Raw genomic sequence first — 13,929 nt, forward strand, 5'->3', positions numbered from 1 at the left:
CCCCACCTCCAGGCTTTCATGCACAAAGTCCGAAACCGTCACTGATCGCGACCGGACACGCCGTCCAACGAGCGTTTGACCGCGACACCGTCACAGGAAGTAAGGAAGCGGACACGTGACCCAAAAGTGTGTACGATGCAGATGCAAGGCCAAATGCACGTGCATATGCCAAGGACGTATGGAAGGTGCAGCTGATGACTGCGATCTACAACGGCATGCCCGGCGACTCGAACAGTGAGCTGATCTGGAAGAAGAGCCAGCGAAGCGGCCCCCAAGGCAACTGCGTCGAGGTAGCGAAGCTGCCGGACGGTGGTGTGGCGATGCGCAACTCGCGCTTCACCCAAGGCCCGGCCCTGGTGTTCACGAAGGCCGAGATTGAGGCGTTCCTCGGCGGCGTTCAGGACGGCGAGTTCGACTATCTCGCCTGAACAACACACAGCGGCAACACCGAAGCAAGGGCCCCTTCGCCAGGCGAGTGACGAAGGGGCCCTTTCGTTTGTCCGGAGGGCGGCTCAGTAGCGGAGAATGGCGGCCGGCACAACGACGTCGCGCGATGGCCGGCAGGACGTTCGGCTCCTGCCCGGACGATCCGCCCGGCACATGGAAACGCCAGGGCCGACTCTCCGGCGAGAGTCAGCCCTGGCGTGTCTGAGGGGCGGGTACGGAACTACTGGACGGTGAGCGGCCAGAGCTGTTCGCTCGGCAGCTCGGATGCTTTCCCGGTGGCCGCATTGTCAACGGTGATTCGCAATCCGGTGAACTTCGGCGTCATCACCCGCTGGTACCGCGACGCGCGGTCCGGCTCGGCGACGTACTCGGCGATCAGGTGGTCGCCCAGCCAGATCCGCACCATCTTCCGTCCTCCTACTGCTCTGTCGGTGGTCATGGAGCCACGCTCACGATGGGGTCGCCGTCGAGTTGACGAACGCCACGCAACCAGCCCTCGAAGGCCCAGCGCTGTTGCTCGGGGCAACGCGCAACCAGATCCTGGATCTCCCGCTCCGTCAGCTCCTCGGGCGCGCGGCCGTCGACGATGCCGGCGGTCCGCTCCACAACTTCACTGTCGTTGTCGTTCATCGACTCGGGTTCCCCAACCAGTCAAGCCAACGGGGGCCGTTGGCGCTCTGTAAGGACCGGCCTGCCAGATCACGCGATGTCACTTTTCGCGAGATCCAGCTCACCTTCTGTGCATGAAGCAATCATGGCGTCGGCACGCGACGAATGCAAGCGCCCGATGCACGTGCATCCGCACGTTTTCCAATTCGAGACCACAACGGACCTCTTCCCGCCTGAATCAGGCTGGATCGACCGCCGCCGAACGGCGTTCGACGGCGCGTTGCTCGGGTAGTATGTACTGACAAATCGAGGGTGGAGCGGATCGACTACTCTTACGCTCCGTGATCGCTGCTGCGGATTCGACGCTCTTTTGTAAGAACTTCGGCAGATCAGTGCGCCGCCGTGCGATGATGTGCACTTGCGGGTGAGGTTGCTGTTGATGGAGACCGCTGGGGCCGCTGGGAGGTTGGGGTGACGGAGTCGGGCGCGCAAAGCGGACCGACCGCGCTTCGCGTCATTCTCGGAGCGCACCTTCGCCGCATGCGGGTGGCCGCCGGTATCAGCCGCTCCGATGCCGGCTGGGAGATCCGCTCGTCGGAGTCCAAGATCAGCCGGATGGAGCTGGGCCGCGTCGGCCTGAAGGAACGCGACGTCGGCGACCTGCTCAGTCTCTACGGACTCGACGACGAGGAAGAGCGCGAGCGGCTCCTTCGTCTCGCGCGCGAGGCGAACAACCCGGGCTGGTGGCACCGGTACGGCGACGTGCTGCCGAGCTGGTTCCACTCGTATCTGGACCTCGAGGCCGCGGCGCAGCTGATCCGTGTCTATGAACTGCAGTTCATTCCGGGCCTGCTGCAGACGCCCGAATACATCCGTGCGGTGGTCCAGCTGGGTCGCGGCATGATCCCGGCCGACGAGGTCGAGCGCCGCGTGACGCTGCGGACCAACCGCCAGGGCGTACTGACCCGCCCGGAGCCGGTCCGCCTGTGGGCCGTCGTCGACGAGGCAGTGCTCCGGCGGCCGATCGGCGGCGTCAAGAGCATGATCGAGCAGCTCAACCACCTGATCGACGCTTCCCAGCTGCCGAACGTCACCCTCCAGGTGATGCCGTTCAGCGTCGGCGGCCACGCAGCCACCGGCGGCGCCTACAGCATCCTCCGTTTCCCGGAGCAGGACCTGCCCGACATGGTCTACATCGAGCACCTCACCAGCGCCCTCTACCTGGACAAGCTGGAAGACCTCGACCAGTACACAGCCACCATGGAAGCCCTCTGCGTCGCAGCGCCACCCCCGAACAAAACCCGCGACATCCTCACCGACATCCGCAAAGACTTCGAACGCTGACACGCGCCAGTCCCAGATTCACTGGGGCTGATCGACAATCGCTTGCGCACGTCCGGTCGGCGGGTTGGGCATGGTCGATCCTTCCAAGCTGCACGGTGTGGAAAGCGGGACGGGCACGGGCGACAGGGATCCGGCATGCCCGCCCCGCTGGTCATGAGGTGTGGGCGGTGAAGATCAGTGGATGATCGACCAGTTCCTCCAGGAACTGCTGCCACTCGCGCGGTGCGCCGAGCGGGATCAGGTGTCCGCGATGAGGCACCGCGACTGCCGCCCTGCCCACGTGTGCCATGGCAGCGTCGATCAGCGCCTGCATGGCTTGGCCGGAGTCGTCTTGTTCGACGAAGAGCGGCCCGAGGCGATATCCGCGCTGCTCGGCGGCATGCAGCGCAGCTTTCTGGACCTCGACGAGATCACGCAGCCGCCGAGCGAGGCGCTCGTGGGCGTAGCAGTACAGGATGCGTTGAGAGCCCGAGCCCGGACCCGGTGAACTGCCGGGCCAGAACCCCAGACTCATCTCCGCGATCGCCATGCAACGACCGTACGGACCGGACGAGCACCGGCACCATACGAATCCAGGCGGCCCGAACGGCTCACTCAGGCGTCATCGGAGCCGGTTCTGCGCCTTTCGAGGACGACTTCGTACCGGAACGCGGCCGAAACGCGAGGTTGTGGATAACTACTGCGTGGTCAGATCAGCGATCATGGCCGTCGAGTCGCGTGGGCTGAGCGCGATCGCCCGGAGGTGGTCGAACACCAGGCCGTAGCGGTCGATCTCCGCCTCGGCTTCCAGGAAGATGTCGCCGGCAAGGCTCTCGACGTACACGAGGTCAGGTGCGACGGACCCGAAGGCGAGACGGACGAACGCACCGGTCATTCCGGGATGAGCTCCCCGGTCGAAGGGGATCACTTGGAGCGTGACGTTCGAGCGCTCGCTCATCTCCAGCAGGCGGCCGAGTTGGGCCCGCATGACAGCCCGGCTGCCGACTTCCCGGCGGAGCGCGGCCTCGTCGATGACTGCCCAGAACTCGAGCGGCGCTCGTCCCTGCCGCTTTCCGGTCAGGGCGATTTGACGCTCCATCCGCGCCTGCACGTTCCGCTCGATCACCTCAGGCTCCAGCGGCAGGAAATCAGCCACTGTCGCCCTGGCGTACTCCTCGGTCTGCAGGAGTCCCGGGATGTACGACGATTCGTAGTTGTGGACGAGCTTCGCCTCTGACTCGAAGTTGATGTAGGCGGCGTAGTCCTGAGGAATCACGTCCTTGAACTGGCGCAGCCAGCCGGGCTGCCTCGCTCCCCGGATCATTTCGAGGAGTTCGGCGCGGCGGGGTTGTGGGACGTCGTAGAGGTCGAAGAGGGTTTCGAGGGTGCCGGTGTGGGGTTTGGCCTGGCCCTTTTCGATGCGCCAGAGGGTGCCTTGATTGACGCCGCTCTGTTCCTGGACCTGCTCGCGGGTCAGTTGCGCCTCGGCGCGGAGGTTCTTCAGCTCAGCCGCGAGCCGACGCAGCCGAACGGTCGGCGGACCAGCTGGCCTCGGCATTTTCCACAACCTCGCGTTTCCGACCTCATGGATTCGAGATCGCCGCCATTATCGCTGGTCGGATTCGCACGGTACAAGCGCCTTCACAGTCCGTCAGCTGTTGTCGGTGAGCCAGGTTAGGAGGGGTTTGGTGGCTTGCCAGTCGGTGCGGATCTGGGTGGCTAGTTGGGGGGTGTGGATGATGGGCTCGAAGCCGTAGGACTTGGAGACCGTGAGGGACTTGTGGCGGAGTAGGTCGATGCGCGGGTGGTCCGGGTCGTAGCCTCGGGGGCTGGTCTTCAGTTTGTCGCCGCCTACGGTCCAGCCGGCTCTGGTGAGCTTGGCGAGGAGTTTCTCCAGTTGTTTGCCTCGGCGGTCGTCGTCGATGGCGGTGCGGACCCGCGCGAGGCGTTCGGAGGTTGCGTCGTAGAAGCCGGCGGCTACCCGTACGCCGGGGGCCGAGACCTGGACGTACCAGCCCATCGAGGGAGCCAGGTCGATGAACGCGCCCTGGTGGGTCTTGTACGGCGTCTTGTCCTTCGCGAAGCGGACGTCGCGGTACGGGCGGAACAGCTTCGCCGTACCGAACTCCTCCTCGAGCTCCGCGAGCAGCGCGGCCATCGGTGCGCGGACCGAGTCCTCGTACACCCGCTTGTGCGCCGTCCAGAACGACTTGGTGTTGTCCATTTCGAGATCGTCGTAGAAATCCAGCGCCGCAGCCGGAAACCCGGTAAAACTCATGCGGCAACGATAGTTCGCCCGACAGAACGGACAGACACCCCTATGCGCGCGATCCAGGTCACCCAGTTCGGCGGTCCCGAGGTCCTCGTCCCGGCCGAGCTGGACCCACCGGTCGCCGGACCGGACCAGCTCCTGGTCGAGGTCACCGCCGCCGGGGTGAACTTCGCCGACACCCATCGCACGGACGGCTCCTACCGCGGCGGCGTCAAGCTCCCGTTCGTCCCCGGCGTCGAGATCGTCGGACGCACCGACGGGGGTCGTCGCATCCTCTCCCCCATCTTCGAGACCGGAGGCGGGTACGCCGAGTACGCCGTCGCGCCGATCAACAGCGCGGTCGACGTACCGGATGAGGTCAGCGACGGGCAGGCGCTCGCGCTACTCATCCAAGGACTCACCGCGTGGCACGTGCTGAAGAACAGCGCGCGGCTGAGCCCCGGCGAAACCGTCCTGGTCAACGCTGCCGCGGGTGGGGTCGGATCGCTGGCCGTCCAGCTCGCGAAGCACTTCGGGGCCGGGCGGGTCATCGCGACAGCGTCGACGGATGCCAAGCGGGAGCTCGCCCTGGAGCTCGGCGCGGACGTTGCCGTCGACAACAACCCTCACGGCTACACCGAGAGGGTGCTCAAGGCAACCGACGGCGTCGACGTCGTACTGGATTCGACCGGCGGGGCAACGATGTTGGCCGGACTCCAATGCCTGAACGGATTCGGCCGACTGGTGAACTACGGCAACGCCGGCCGCGAAGGTCGACCGTCCGTCGACCCGAGCGCGCTTGCCCAACGCAACCTTTCGGTCGCGGGCTTCTGGCTCGTGCCGGCGATGGAGCTCCCCGGCGGGTACGCCGAACCGCTGATCGAGCTCCTCGCACTCACCGCCGCGAAGAAGCTCAGCCCGCTCGTTGGTGCGGAGTACCCGCTCGAAGAGGCCCGTCGATCCCACGAGGATCTCCTGGCCCGTCGGACCACCGGCAAGCTGATCCTCAAGCCCTGAAGAATGCCCGGATATCGGCGGCCAGCACGGCGGGCTGTTCAAGAGCGGCGAAATGACCGCCGTGCGGATGACTGGTCCAGCGGACGACGTTGTCGGTACGAGCGACCTTGTGCCGCAGCGGGATGAAGTTCTCGTGCGCCAGATCGAGCAACGCCGTCGGCGTCGACGACGGCTCGGCCGGTTGACCCCAGTACGACGCATGCGCGCGCTCGTAGTAGATCGCGCCGGCCGATCCGGCGGTCCGGGTGAGCCAGTAGAGCATCACGTTCGTCAGCAGCACGTCGCGGTCGATCGGCGACGCCGGATCCGACCAGGTCGCGAACTTCTCGGCGATCCACGCGAGCTGCCCCACGGGCGAATCGGTCAACGCATAAGCCACCGTCTGCGGTCGGGTCGACTGCAGATCGGCGTACCCCTGTTGCTCGGAAGCGAATGCCTGCTGCCGGCGCCACGAGGCCCACGTGCGTTCCTGCTCGGCCGGATCGAGCGGCGCAAGCTCCTCGGGAGTCGGCTCGGACGTCGCGCCCGCGCCAGGGATCAGATTGAGGTGTACGCCGATCACGCGCTCGGGGTCGATCCGCCCGACCTCGCGGGAGATCGCCGCACCCCAGTCGCCGCCCTGTACGCCGTACCGCGGGTAACCGAGACGTGTCATCAGCTCTGTCCACGCGCGGGCGACGCGCTTGAACTCCCAGCCGGGCTCCTGCACCGGGCCGGACAGCGTGAATCCCGGGATGGTCGGGATCACCAGGTGGAAGTCGGTCAGCAGCTTCGCGACCTCGGTGAACTCGACGACCGACCCTGGCCAACCGTGGGTGAGAACGAGCGGAACCGCCGACGGATCCGACGACGGAACATGCGCGAAATGGACCTGGGCACCTTCGATCACCGTCGTGTACTGCGGCCACTCGTTCAACCGCGCCTCGGCAGCGCGCCAGTCGTACCCGTCCCGCCAATGGGCGACCAGGTCTTGGAGGTAGGCCAAAGGGACACCGCGGGACCACTCCGCGCCGGGCAGCTCAGCGGGCCAGCGCACCAGGTCGAGGCGCCGGCGAAGGTCGTCCAGCTCGCTCTCCGGCACATCCAGCCGGAACGGTTCGATCGTCACCCCGGAACCTTGCCACAGCGGAGTCACAGCGGAGCGGACTGCCTCAGGCGACGACCTTGGCGTGAGCCCGATCCCGGACCACCTTGACCGCCACGGCGGCGATCACGCACAGCACACCGGCGCTGATCACGATCGTGACCAGCGTGCTCGCACCGTTCAGCGCGTTGTCGCAGGCCATCGGTGTGATCCCGCCTGCAGGCTGGAACGCCGAACCGCAGCGGGCGCCGCCGGCCGAGACCGAACGGAACCCGAGCAGGCCGCCGACGAGCAGCAGCACCACCCCGGCCGCGCCGAGAATCTTGTTCAGCGTGATCACGGTCAGACCGGATCTGCTGGTTGTGGGCATGCCGACGGCACACCCCGTGAGCCCCGTAGCACTTCGTTCACTCCTGACTTCGATGGACCACCCAGAATCGAACTTACGGTCAGGCCCGCGATGATCCCCACCCGAGCAGCCGGTCAGGACTGATTCTTCACAGAGTCCTTACTCAGAACATGACCGGCTGTGACGGTGATCTCAGATCAAATGGAAGTCACTGTCAGCCGAGGCGTTCTTCCAGGTGGACGGTGATCTCGTCGCCGGGCTGCTTGCCGAGTTGGGTGCGTAGGTCGGCCTTGACGGGGAGTTTGTGGGTGCCGTCGCCGAGGGCCATGAAGGAGCTTTCGAACGGGTGTCCGTCCATGGTTCCGCGGACCTTGACCAGGCCGCGGGTGCCGAAGTACTCGGCCGAATCGGGCATCTGCACGTAGGTCCAGCCGCCCTTGGCGTCGCTCTTCAGCAGCGGCGCGGTGAAGGTCTTGTCCAGCTTTCCGGTCTTGTTGCTCATGGTGAGCTCCTCTCTACACCCCTAGGTAGAGACTGCGGACAGGCTTTCGACAGCCAGGGCCAACTTATTCTGGGACGGTGCAGATGATCATCCGCCGGGCCGGGCGGGACGACGTACCGGCGGTGCTGGCTCTGCTCGACGGGGCCACCGAGTGGCTGGTCGCTCGCGGACAGACCGAGCAGTGGGGCACGGCGCCGCACTCGACCAGCCCGCGCCGGGTCGGGCAGATCACTGGGTTCGCGGAGGACGGCGGGCTGTGGGTCGGCGTGGAGGCGGGCCGCGTCGTCGGCGCGCTCGCGGTCGGTGCGGCGATGGAGTACGTGCCGCCGGCGACTGAGCCAGAGCTGTACGTCCGGCTCCTGGTCACCGAGCGCGCGTCCGCCGGGCAGAACATCGGCGGGCTACTGCTCGACCACGCCCGCGAGCTGGCCCGGGAGGCCGGCGTGAGCGTACTGCGGGTCGACTGCTTCGCGGGCGGCGACGGCGCGCTCGTCCGGTACTACGAGTCGCAGGGCTTCACCCGCGACGTGGCGTTCGCCGTACCGCGGGTCAATGAGCCGGACTGGCCGGGTCAGGTGCTTGCCCAGCGGTTGTGATCGACCGATGGACGGCGCCGTGCGAGTCGCTGCAGTGTGCGGAGCGGTCGTCGGCGGTGGCGTGATCGACCTGCAGCGTGGAGTGCGTCAGGTGGTGGCGCTCGGCCAGCACCTGCTCGATCTGGATCCTGATCTGGTGACAGTCGAGGCCCTCGGCAACCATGATGTGCGCGGACGCGGCCGGTTCGCCCGACGTGATCTCCCAGACGTGCAGGTCGTGGACCTCGACGACGCCCTCGATCGCGCACAGCTCGGCGCCGAGCGCCTGCGGGTCGATCGCGTTCGGCGCGGCCTCGAGGAAGATCCGGCCTGAGTCGCGAACCAGTCCGATGCCGGCCTTCAGCATCAGTACGGCGACCACGAGCGCGGCGATCGCGTCCGCCCGGGCGAACCCGGTGAGGAGCACGACGAGACCGGCGATCGCGGTCGCGATGAACGCGAACAGGTCGTTGAGGATGTGCTGGAACGCGCCCTCCACATTCAGGCTGGACCGGTTCGCCTTGCTGATCAGCCAGGTGGCGATCAGGTTCACGGCGATGCCGACCACGCCGGTGATCAGCACCAGCGCACCCTTGACCTCGGGCGGATGGATCATCCGGCTGACGGCCTCGTAGACGAAGTACGCCGCCAGCAGCAGCAGCGTGATGCCGTTGGCCTGCGCGGAGAGGATCTCGACCCGCTTGAAGCCGTACGTGAAGCCGCCCGCCGGCGGCTTCGCGGCCAGCCGGATCGCGAGCAGCGCGAGCGCGAGGGCGATCGCGTCGGTCAGCATGTGGGCCGCGTCGGTGACGAGTGCCAGCGAACCGGCCGCCAACCCGACGATCACCTCGGCGATCATGAAGCCGACGATCAGCGCGAGCGCTCCGCCGAGCAGCTTCTTGTCCGCAGCAGCGCTCACCGCGTGGCCATGCCCGTGACCATGCCCCTGAGCATGCCCGTGACCCTGACCCGGACCGTGCCCGGTGCTCATGATTCGGACCGCTCCGGGTGGATGGCGTCGGTGTGCTCGGTGTGTGTGACGGCCAGGTCGACGAGCATCCGGACGTGCGCGTCGTCGAGGCGGTAGAACGCGTTCCGGCCGTCGCGCCGTACCGAGACCACTCGGTGCGCCCGGAGCAGGCGCAGGGCATGCGACGTCGCGGACTCGCTGAGCCCGGTGATCGCGGCCAGATCGCAGACGCACAGCTCCCCGTCGAGCAGGGCGACCAGCAGCTTGAGCCGCCGCGGGTCGCCGAGCAGCCCGAAAACGTCGGCGGTGTCGACGATGTCGTCCTCGCCGGGCATCCTGGCGTTGACGCTCGCGACCCGCTCCGGGTCGACCAGCTTGATGTTGCAAGCGTCAATGGCCTGCACATCTGCAGATCTGTTCATATGTCAACGGTAGGCGATCGCCACCACCGATCGCAACTAACTCGTGAAAGTGCCCGGGAGGAACAGGGTCGTGGTCTTCCCGGTGACGATGCCGCTCGCCCATTGCAGCGCTCCGGCCCGCCCCGCGCCGTCGTTCTCGTTGAGTGCAAGTGAGATCGCGACCGGCCCGGCCGGTTGACTCGCGAACCCGAGCGCCGTCCACGGCACCTTCACCTGGTACGACGTGACGCCGTCGGCACGCGTGATCGCGGCAGTCGCGCCGGGCGTGGTCCCGGTCGGGCTGCCGTCCGACGTACCGAACGTATAGACAGCAGGACCGGTCGGCAGTAGCGCGGCGCCGAGCTCTGTCGCGGTCGCGACTTCGCCGGGAAGGCCCTTGCTGATTGCGAACTGCAGGCTGTCGCCGCGCCACAGATTCGGAGCGGTTTCGGTCTGCGAGAAGACGTCGTCCGTGACAGCTGCGTTGATGGTCAGACCAGTTGCGTCGTACTGGAAGTTGGCCGAACCGGACAGGTCGGCCGCACCGCCCCAGGGGCGGGTGAAGGCGATCCAACTGGCGTCGGTGGCGAGGTTGATCGAGCTTGCCGGAGTCGTTGCCGAGGGCACGATCGGGTCGAACGCGGTGGTGCCCTTGGCGGAGACCTTGTTGCCGTCGGACGTGGTCAGGTCGACGGTGTACGCGTACGCCTTCCACGGCGCCAGGCCGGTCACCGGGATGCTGATCGTTGCCTTCTGCCCCGGTGCGATCGACTGCCCTGCACCAGCCGTACCGTGCTGGCCGGCGATCGTCCAGCTCAGGTCCTGGATCGTCGCCGACGAGCTGGCTCGCGTATTGGTCAGCTCGACGCCGAGACCGGTCGGCGCGGCCGCAGTGAGCTGCGGGACGACCCGGATCTTCGTCGCCGGTTCGACGCTGGTCCAGGCGACCAGGCGAGCGGTCGTCTTGCCGAGCCGGGAGACGGTAGCGACGACGTGTCGCAGGCCGAGCGTGTCACTCGCCGGGACCGCGATCGTGACGGTGGTGTTCTGCCCAGGCACAACCAGCGCCTGCTTGGTCTGACCGGCAATCGTCACGGCTGCCGGACCTGCGTTGTGCACGGAGCCCTTGATGGTCACCGTGACCGCCGTCGGCTCCTGGGAGTTCGACGGGTCGGCCGCGGCGACCGTTGCCTGGGGCGCCGCGGTGACGGCGACACTCGTGGCCGCACCCTTCACGAAGACCGGGTCCTGGTCGACGGTCATCGTGACCACACCCGCCGTCGGCGTCAGCGTTGTCTTGTGGCCGTACATATCGGTGACCTCGAGCGGGACGGTGGTGTTGAGCTGTACCGAGGACGTGCCGGTTCCGGTTGACCACAGCACGCGGGTGGTCGACGTACCGGAGCCGAAGCGGTACGAGTACAGCGGCGCTGCCAACGTGTCGCGGCCGCTGTAGGCGAGGCCGGTGAGGGCGCGGATCGTGGTCGCCTTCGCGACCAGGCCCGGCTTCGGCGCCATACCGGCGATCGGTCCGGCCGGAGCCTGCAGGAGGCCGAACGTGCTCTCCTTGTCGTCCAGGTTCGTGCCGTCGTTGAGAGCGTCGTACCAGTAGAACTGGCTGACGTTGTTCGCGATCATGATCGCGTCGTTGCGGATCGACTTGCGGGCCTGGTCGAGCATCGAGCCGCCGAAGCTCGGCGCGGTCGGGTAGCCCTCCTCGCTGATCCAGATCGGCTTGCCGGCACCCCCGTGCGCGTCGGCCTGGGTACGCAGGCTCTGGATCTGGGTGTCCAGATCGCCTTCGGGGCCGGCGAACGTGTAGATGTGCGCGTCGATCGAGTCCACGTAGGCCAGCCCGCCCAGCGACAGGATCTGGTCACGGAACGACGTGTCGCCCTTGTTCGGGCCGATGTCCGCGAGGACGTTCGCGTTCGGGTTGTCGGCATGGGTCTGCTCGTACGCCGCCTTCATCAGCTGGACGAAGCACGCACCCGTGATACCGCAGGCGCTGTCGTTGAAGCCCGGCTGGTAGTACTCGTTGTACGTCCCGATGTCGTTGGTCGTGCCTGCGAAATGCTTCAGCCACCAGCTCTGGTAGCGGCCGTACGCCGCGAGGCCTTCCGGAGTGCTCGGCGTGTGACCGCCGTCGTAGAGCGGATTGCGGTAGCCGGTGCCGAGCAGCGGGGTCAGACCGTTCGACTTGGCGTCCGCGATCACCGCGTCCTCCTGCGGATCGACCGCGTAGTTGCCCGGTGAGCCGGACTCGATCCGGGGCCACTCGAGGCTTTCCCGGATGTGCGAGAAGCCGGTGAGAGCGAGGGTGCGGATCAGGGCGCTGCTGAGGTTGTAGTAGTGGTTCATGTGGGTGTTGACGCCCCACTTGCCCTGTGGGGATTGGGTTCCGGCCGGAAGCGGTGGGATGACGGCCAGCGTCGTACCGACGACCGTGTCGCCCGCGGTGAGGCGGAGGTTGTAGAAACCCGGCCCGAGGTTCGCCACGGCGATCGAGCCATTCGTTGTGTTGCCTGAGGCAACGGGCAGGTACTGGTCGTCGGTGATGCTCCAGGCAACTGACGACGCGGTCGAGGTGAGCGTGACGCTGCCGGTTCCCTGCTGGAAGACCAGGCTCTGGTTGGTGACCGTGATACCCGTGGTGTCCGCGAACGAGATGCTCACCGAACTGATGCAGACCGAGCTGATGACACCACCAGGTGCATTTGCCATCAGCCGGATGTCGGCGCCGTTCGCGCGGTTCTGGAAGTTGACGTTGGACATCCGGAACTGCGTGCTCGCCCACGCACCACTGCCCGGAAAGGTGAACCACGGCAGCGGGGTGAAGGCGGCGCTGACGCTGTCGTACTGCGCTGTCAGCTGCTGGCCCGGGGTGTCGAAGTAGTTGACCGTGAGCACCGCGTCGGTGGCGCCGGCCGGGATCCGGGCCGCGTCGATGTTCAGGTAGATGTACTGGTCCTTGGGGTCGTTGCTGGTCTGCCAGCACGGCACTCCGAGCCGGGTCGACGCGGCGTGGTCCGGAGTCTTGTCCGCGTCGCCGGGCCACGCGGTGATGCCGTCGGCCGCGACCGGGTTGCTGAACACGAGCCCGGGATCTCCCGCGGCTTGAGCCGGTACGGCGAGTTGGGCGGCCGCGAGCAACCCAACTGCGAGCACTGCGACGAGCTTCCGAAGCGAACCGGGCATGGGCGGCCTCATTCCGATCTACACGAGTAGGCGAAAGCGCTTTCGCAGATCAGACACCGAACCGAGGCCGGCTGTCAACGGTTCGGAGCAGCGACGGTCGACCGACGGTCAGCAGGCGGCCAGCAAGGGGTCAGCGGACGGTCAGCGGGCGGCTGACCACTTCTCCTCGATCCGGGCGTACTTCCAGATCGCCTGGGCGATGATCCAAGTGAGGACGAACAGGCCGACGATCGCGTAGCCGACGTAGTTCAGGTCGACGCCGGCGATCGCGGCCAGCGGGCCGTGCTCGATATGCAGTTTGTCGGTCAGGATCGAGAGCAGTTCGATGCTGCCGATCACCAGCGCGACCGCGACCGACAGGCCGGTGATCGTGATGTTGTAGTAGACCTTGCGGACCGGTTTCGCGAAGGCCCAGCCGTAGGCGAAGTTCATCAGGCAGCCGTCGATGGTGTCGAGCAGGCTCATCCCGGCCGCGAACAGGATCGGCAGCGTCAGGACGGCGTACCACGGCAGGCTGAACGCGGCCGCGCCGCCGGCCAGCACGAGCAGGCTGACCTCGGTCGCCGTGTCGAAGCCGAGGCCGAAGAGGAAACCGATCGGGTACATCTGCCACGGACGGGTCACGGCCTTGGTGACCCCGGCCAGGATGCGGTTCATCAGGCCGCGCTTGTCGAGGTGCTGCTCGAGCGACGCCTCGTCGTACTCGCCGGTGCGCATCCGGCGGAACACCTTCACGACGGCGACCAGCACGGCGAGGTTGAGCGCGGCGATCAGGTACAGGAAGACGCCCGAGACCGCCGTACCGACGACGCCGGTGACCTGCTGCAGGCGGGACGAGTCGTCGGCGACCTGTCCGGCGAGCGTACGGACGCCGATCCCGAGCAGGAAGCACAGCACGAACACCACGGTCGAGTGCCCGAGCGAGAACCAGAACCCGACCGACAACGGCCGCCGCCCGTCCGCCATCAGCTTCCGGGTCGTGCTGTCGATCGCGGCGATATGGTCGGCGTCGAACGCGTGCCGCATCCCGAGCGTGTACGCCGTCACGCCGAGCCCGACCCCGAACACGCCGGCCGATCCGAGCAGGTAATGCCGCGGCGCCACGATCAGCGCCAGCACGCCCCAACCGGCCAGATGCAACAGCAGCACGAACGCCGCCATCCCACCGATCGCGCCCCACTCGCGCCTACTGACATCCATCCG

The 13,929-nt window shown here is 66.9% G+C and carries 16 protein-coding genes; 4 read left to right on the forward strand and 12 right to left on the reverse strand.

The genetic code is table 11. The features are described 5' to 3' along the window. The first annotated feature begins 194 nt into the window (after positions 1–194). On the forward strand, positions 195–428 hold the full coding sequence (locus EV653_RS17370; RefSeq protein WP_134104684.1) for a DUF397 domain-containing protein: 234 nt from the start codon (positions 195–197) through the stop codon (positions 426–428). A 239-nt stretch (positions 429–667) separates the two neighbouring features. Here EV653_RS17370 and EV653_RS17375 read toward each other — a convergent pair whose 3' ends face one another. Next, positions 668–886, reverse strand: a complete 219-nt coding sequence (locus tag EV653_RS17375) for a hypothetical protein (protein ID WP_233714578.1) — start codon at positions 884–886, stop codon at positions 668–670. Next, complete coding sequence (locus EV653_RS17380; RefSeq protein WP_134104686.1) at positions 883–1,077, reverse strand: hypothetical protein; 195 nt, start codon at positions 1,075–1,077, stop codon at positions 883–885. Before EV653_RS17380 ends, EV653_RS17375 begins: the two co-directional genes overlap by 4 nt. A gap of 450 nt (positions 1,078–1,527) precedes the next feature. Between EV653_RS17380 and EV653_RS17385 the strand changes: the two genes are divergently transcribed. Next, positions 1,528–2,400, forward strand: a complete 873-nt coding sequence (locus EV653_RS17385; RefSeq protein WP_134104688.1) for a helix-turn-helix domain-containing protein — start codon at positions 1,528–1,530, stop codon at positions 2,398–2,400. Between the two features lie 151 nt (positions 2,401–2,551). On the opposite strand, the gene EV653_RS17390 is transcribed toward EV653_RS17385, so the two are convergent. From EV653_RS17390 to EV653_RS17400, 3 genes are all read right to left on the reverse strand, one after another. Continuing rightward, complete coding sequence (locus tag EV653_RS17390; RefSeq protein ID WP_134104690.1) at positions 2,552–2,929, reverse strand: hypothetical protein; 378 nt, start codon at positions 2,927–2,929, stop codon at positions 2,552–2,554. A 147-nt stretch (positions 2,930–3,076) separates the two neighbouring features. After that, the gene (locus EV653_RS17395) at positions 3,077–3,937 is read right to left on the reverse strand and encodes a helix-turn-helix domain-containing protein (RefSeq protein WP_134104692.1); all 861 of its coding nucleotides are present in this window, start codon (positions 3,935–3,937) and stop codon (positions 3,077–3,079) included. Between the two features lie 93 nt (positions 3,938–4,030). Next, positions 4,031–4,657, reverse strand: coding sequence for a DUF2461 domain-containing protein (locus tag EV653_RS17400; RefSeq protein ID WP_134104694.1), 627 nt, complete (start codon positions 4,655–4,657; stop codon positions 4,031–4,033). Between the two features lie 42 nt (positions 4,658–4,699). Here EV653_RS17400 and EV653_RS17405 point away from each other — a divergent pair, with 42 nt between their 5' ends. Continuing rightward, a complete protein-coding gene (locus EV653_RS17405) occupies positions 4,700–5,647 on the forward strand; it encodes a quinone oxidoreductase family protein (RefSeq protein ID WP_134104696.1) in 948 nt (315 codons plus the stop codon). Here the strand turns inward: EV653_RS17405 and EV653_RS17410 are convergent. From EV653_RS17410 to EV653_RS17420, 3 genes are all read right to left on the reverse strand, one after another. After that, positions 5,637–6,755, reverse strand: a complete 1,119-nt coding sequence (locus EV653_RS17410) for an epoxide hydrolase family protein (protein WP_134104698.1) — start codon at positions 6,753–6,755, stop codon at positions 5,637–5,639. The genes EV653_RS17405 and EV653_RS17410 overlap by 11 nt on opposite strands. 43 nt (positions 6,756–6,798) lie before the next feature. Further along, positions 6,799–7,101 (reverse strand): hypothetical protein, encoded by a 303-nt coding sequence (locus EV653_RS17415; protein WP_134104700.1) that lies wholly within the window; start codon positions 7,099–7,101, stop codon positions 6,799–6,801. Positions 7,102–7,294: 193 nt separating this feature from the next. Continuing rightward, on the reverse strand, positions 7,295–7,582 hold the full coding sequence (locus EV653_RS17420; protein WP_134104702.1) for a DUF1905 domain-containing protein: 288 nt from the start codon (positions 7,580–7,582) through the stop codon (positions 7,295–7,297). Between the two features lie 83 nt (positions 7,583–7,665). Here EV653_RS17420 and EV653_RS17425 point away from each other — a divergent pair, with 83 nt between their 5' ends. Further along, complete coding sequence (locus tag EV653_RS17425) at positions 7,666–8,178, forward strand: GNAT family N-acetyltransferase (protein WP_134106561.1); 513 nt, start codon at positions 7,666–7,668, stop codon at positions 8,176–8,178. On the opposite strand, the gene EV653_RS17430 is transcribed toward EV653_RS17425, so the two are convergent. From EV653_RS17430 to EV653_RS17445, 4 genes are all read right to left on the reverse strand, one after another. Continuing rightward, the gene (locus EV653_RS17430; RefSeq protein WP_238159858.1) at positions 8,132–9,076 is read right to left on the reverse strand and encodes a cation diffusion facilitator family transporter; all 945 of its coding nucleotides are present in this window, start codon (positions 9,074–9,076) and stop codon (positions 8,132–8,134) included. The genes EV653_RS17425 and EV653_RS17430 overlap by 47 nt on opposite strands. Positions 9,077–9,144: 68 nt before the next feature. After that, positions 9,145–9,549, reverse strand: a complete 405-nt coding sequence (locus EV653_RS17435; RefSeq protein ID WP_134104706.1) for an ArsR/SmtB family transcription factor — start codon at positions 9,547–9,549, stop codon at positions 9,145–9,147. A 36-nt stretch (positions 9,550–9,585) separates the two neighbouring features. Continuing rightward, positions 9,586–12,726 carry a sugar-binding protein gene (locus EV653_RS17440; RefSeq protein ID WP_166679473.1) on the reverse strand — a complete coding sequence of 1,047 codons (3,141 nt, stop codon included), beginning with the start codon at positions 12,724–12,726 and terminating at the stop codon, positions 9,586–9,588. A 141-nt stretch (positions 12,727–12,867) separates the two neighbouring features. Next, the gene (locus EV653_RS17445; RefSeq protein ID WP_202871718.1) at positions 12,868–13,926 is read right to left on the reverse strand and encodes a HoxN/HupN/NixA family nickel/cobalt transporter; all 1,059 of its coding nucleotides are present in this window, start codon (positions 13,924–13,926) and stop codon (positions 12,868–12,870) included. Positions 13,927–13,929 lie beyond the last annotated feature (3 nt).

Origin of the sequence: Kribbella pratensis (assembly GCF_004365355.1) — a bacterium.
GTDB lineage: Bacteria > Actinomycetota > Actinomycetes > Propionibacteriales > Kribbellaceae > Kribbella.

What these genes read in the sequence shown, in the direction of transcription:
- EV653_RS17370 (WP_134104684.1), top strand. Translation starts at nt 195, where the DNA reads ATGACTGCGATCTACAACGGCATGCCCGGCGACTCGAACAGTGAGCTG.
- EV653_RS17395 (WP_134104692.1), bottom strand. Translation starts at nt 3,937, where the DNA reads ATGCCGAGGCCAGCTGGTCCGCCGACCGTTCGGCTGCGTCGGCTCGCG.
- EV653_RS17440 (WP_166679473.1), bottom strand. Translation starts at nt 12,726, where the DNA reads ATGCCCGGTTCGCTTCGGAAGCTCGTCGCAGTGCTCGCAGTTGGGTTG.
- EV653_RS17415 (WP_134104700.1), bottom strand. Translation starts at nt 7,101, where the DNA reads ATGCCCACAACCAGCAGATCCGGTCTGACCGTGATCACGCTGAACAAG.
- EV653_RS17400 (WP_134104694.1), bottom strand. Translation starts at nt 4,657, where the DNA reads ATGAGTTTTACCGGGTTTCCGGCTGCGGCGCTGGATTTCTACGACGAT.
- EV653_RS17425 (WP_134106561.1), top strand. Translation starts at nt 7,666, where the DNA reads ATGATCATCCGCCGGGCCGGGCGGGACGACGTACCGGCGGTGCTGGCT.
- EV653_RS17420 (WP_134104702.1), bottom strand. Translation starts at nt 7,582, where the DNA reads ATGAGCAACAAGACCGGAAAGCTGGACAAGACCTTCACCGCGCCGCTG.
- EV653_RS17390 (WP_134104690.1), bottom strand. Translation starts at nt 2,929, where the DNA reads ATGGCGATCGCGGAGATGAGTCTGGGGTTCTGGCCCGGCAGTTCACCG.
- EV653_RS17380 (WP_134104686.1), bottom strand. Translation starts at nt 1,077, where the DNA reads ATGAACGACAACGACAGTGAAGTTGTGGAGCGGACCGCCGGCATCGTC.
- EV653_RS17405 (WP_134104696.1), top strand. Translation starts at nt 4,700, where the DNA reads ATGCGCGCGATCCAGGTCACCCAGTTCGGCGGTCCCGAGGTCCTCGTC.
- EV653_RS17445 (WP_202871718.1), bottom strand. Translation starts at nt 13,926, where the DNA reads ATGGATGTCAGTAGGCGCGAGTGGGGCGCGATCGGTGGGATGGCGGCG.
- EV653_RS17435 (WP_134104706.1), bottom strand. Translation starts at nt 9,549, where the DNA reads ATGAACAGATCTGCAGATGTGCAGGCCATTGACGCTTGCAACATCAAG.
- EV653_RS17375 (WP_233714578.1), bottom strand. Translation starts at nt 886, where the DNA reads ATGACCACCGACAGAGCAGTAGGAGGACGGAAGATGGTGCGGATCTGG.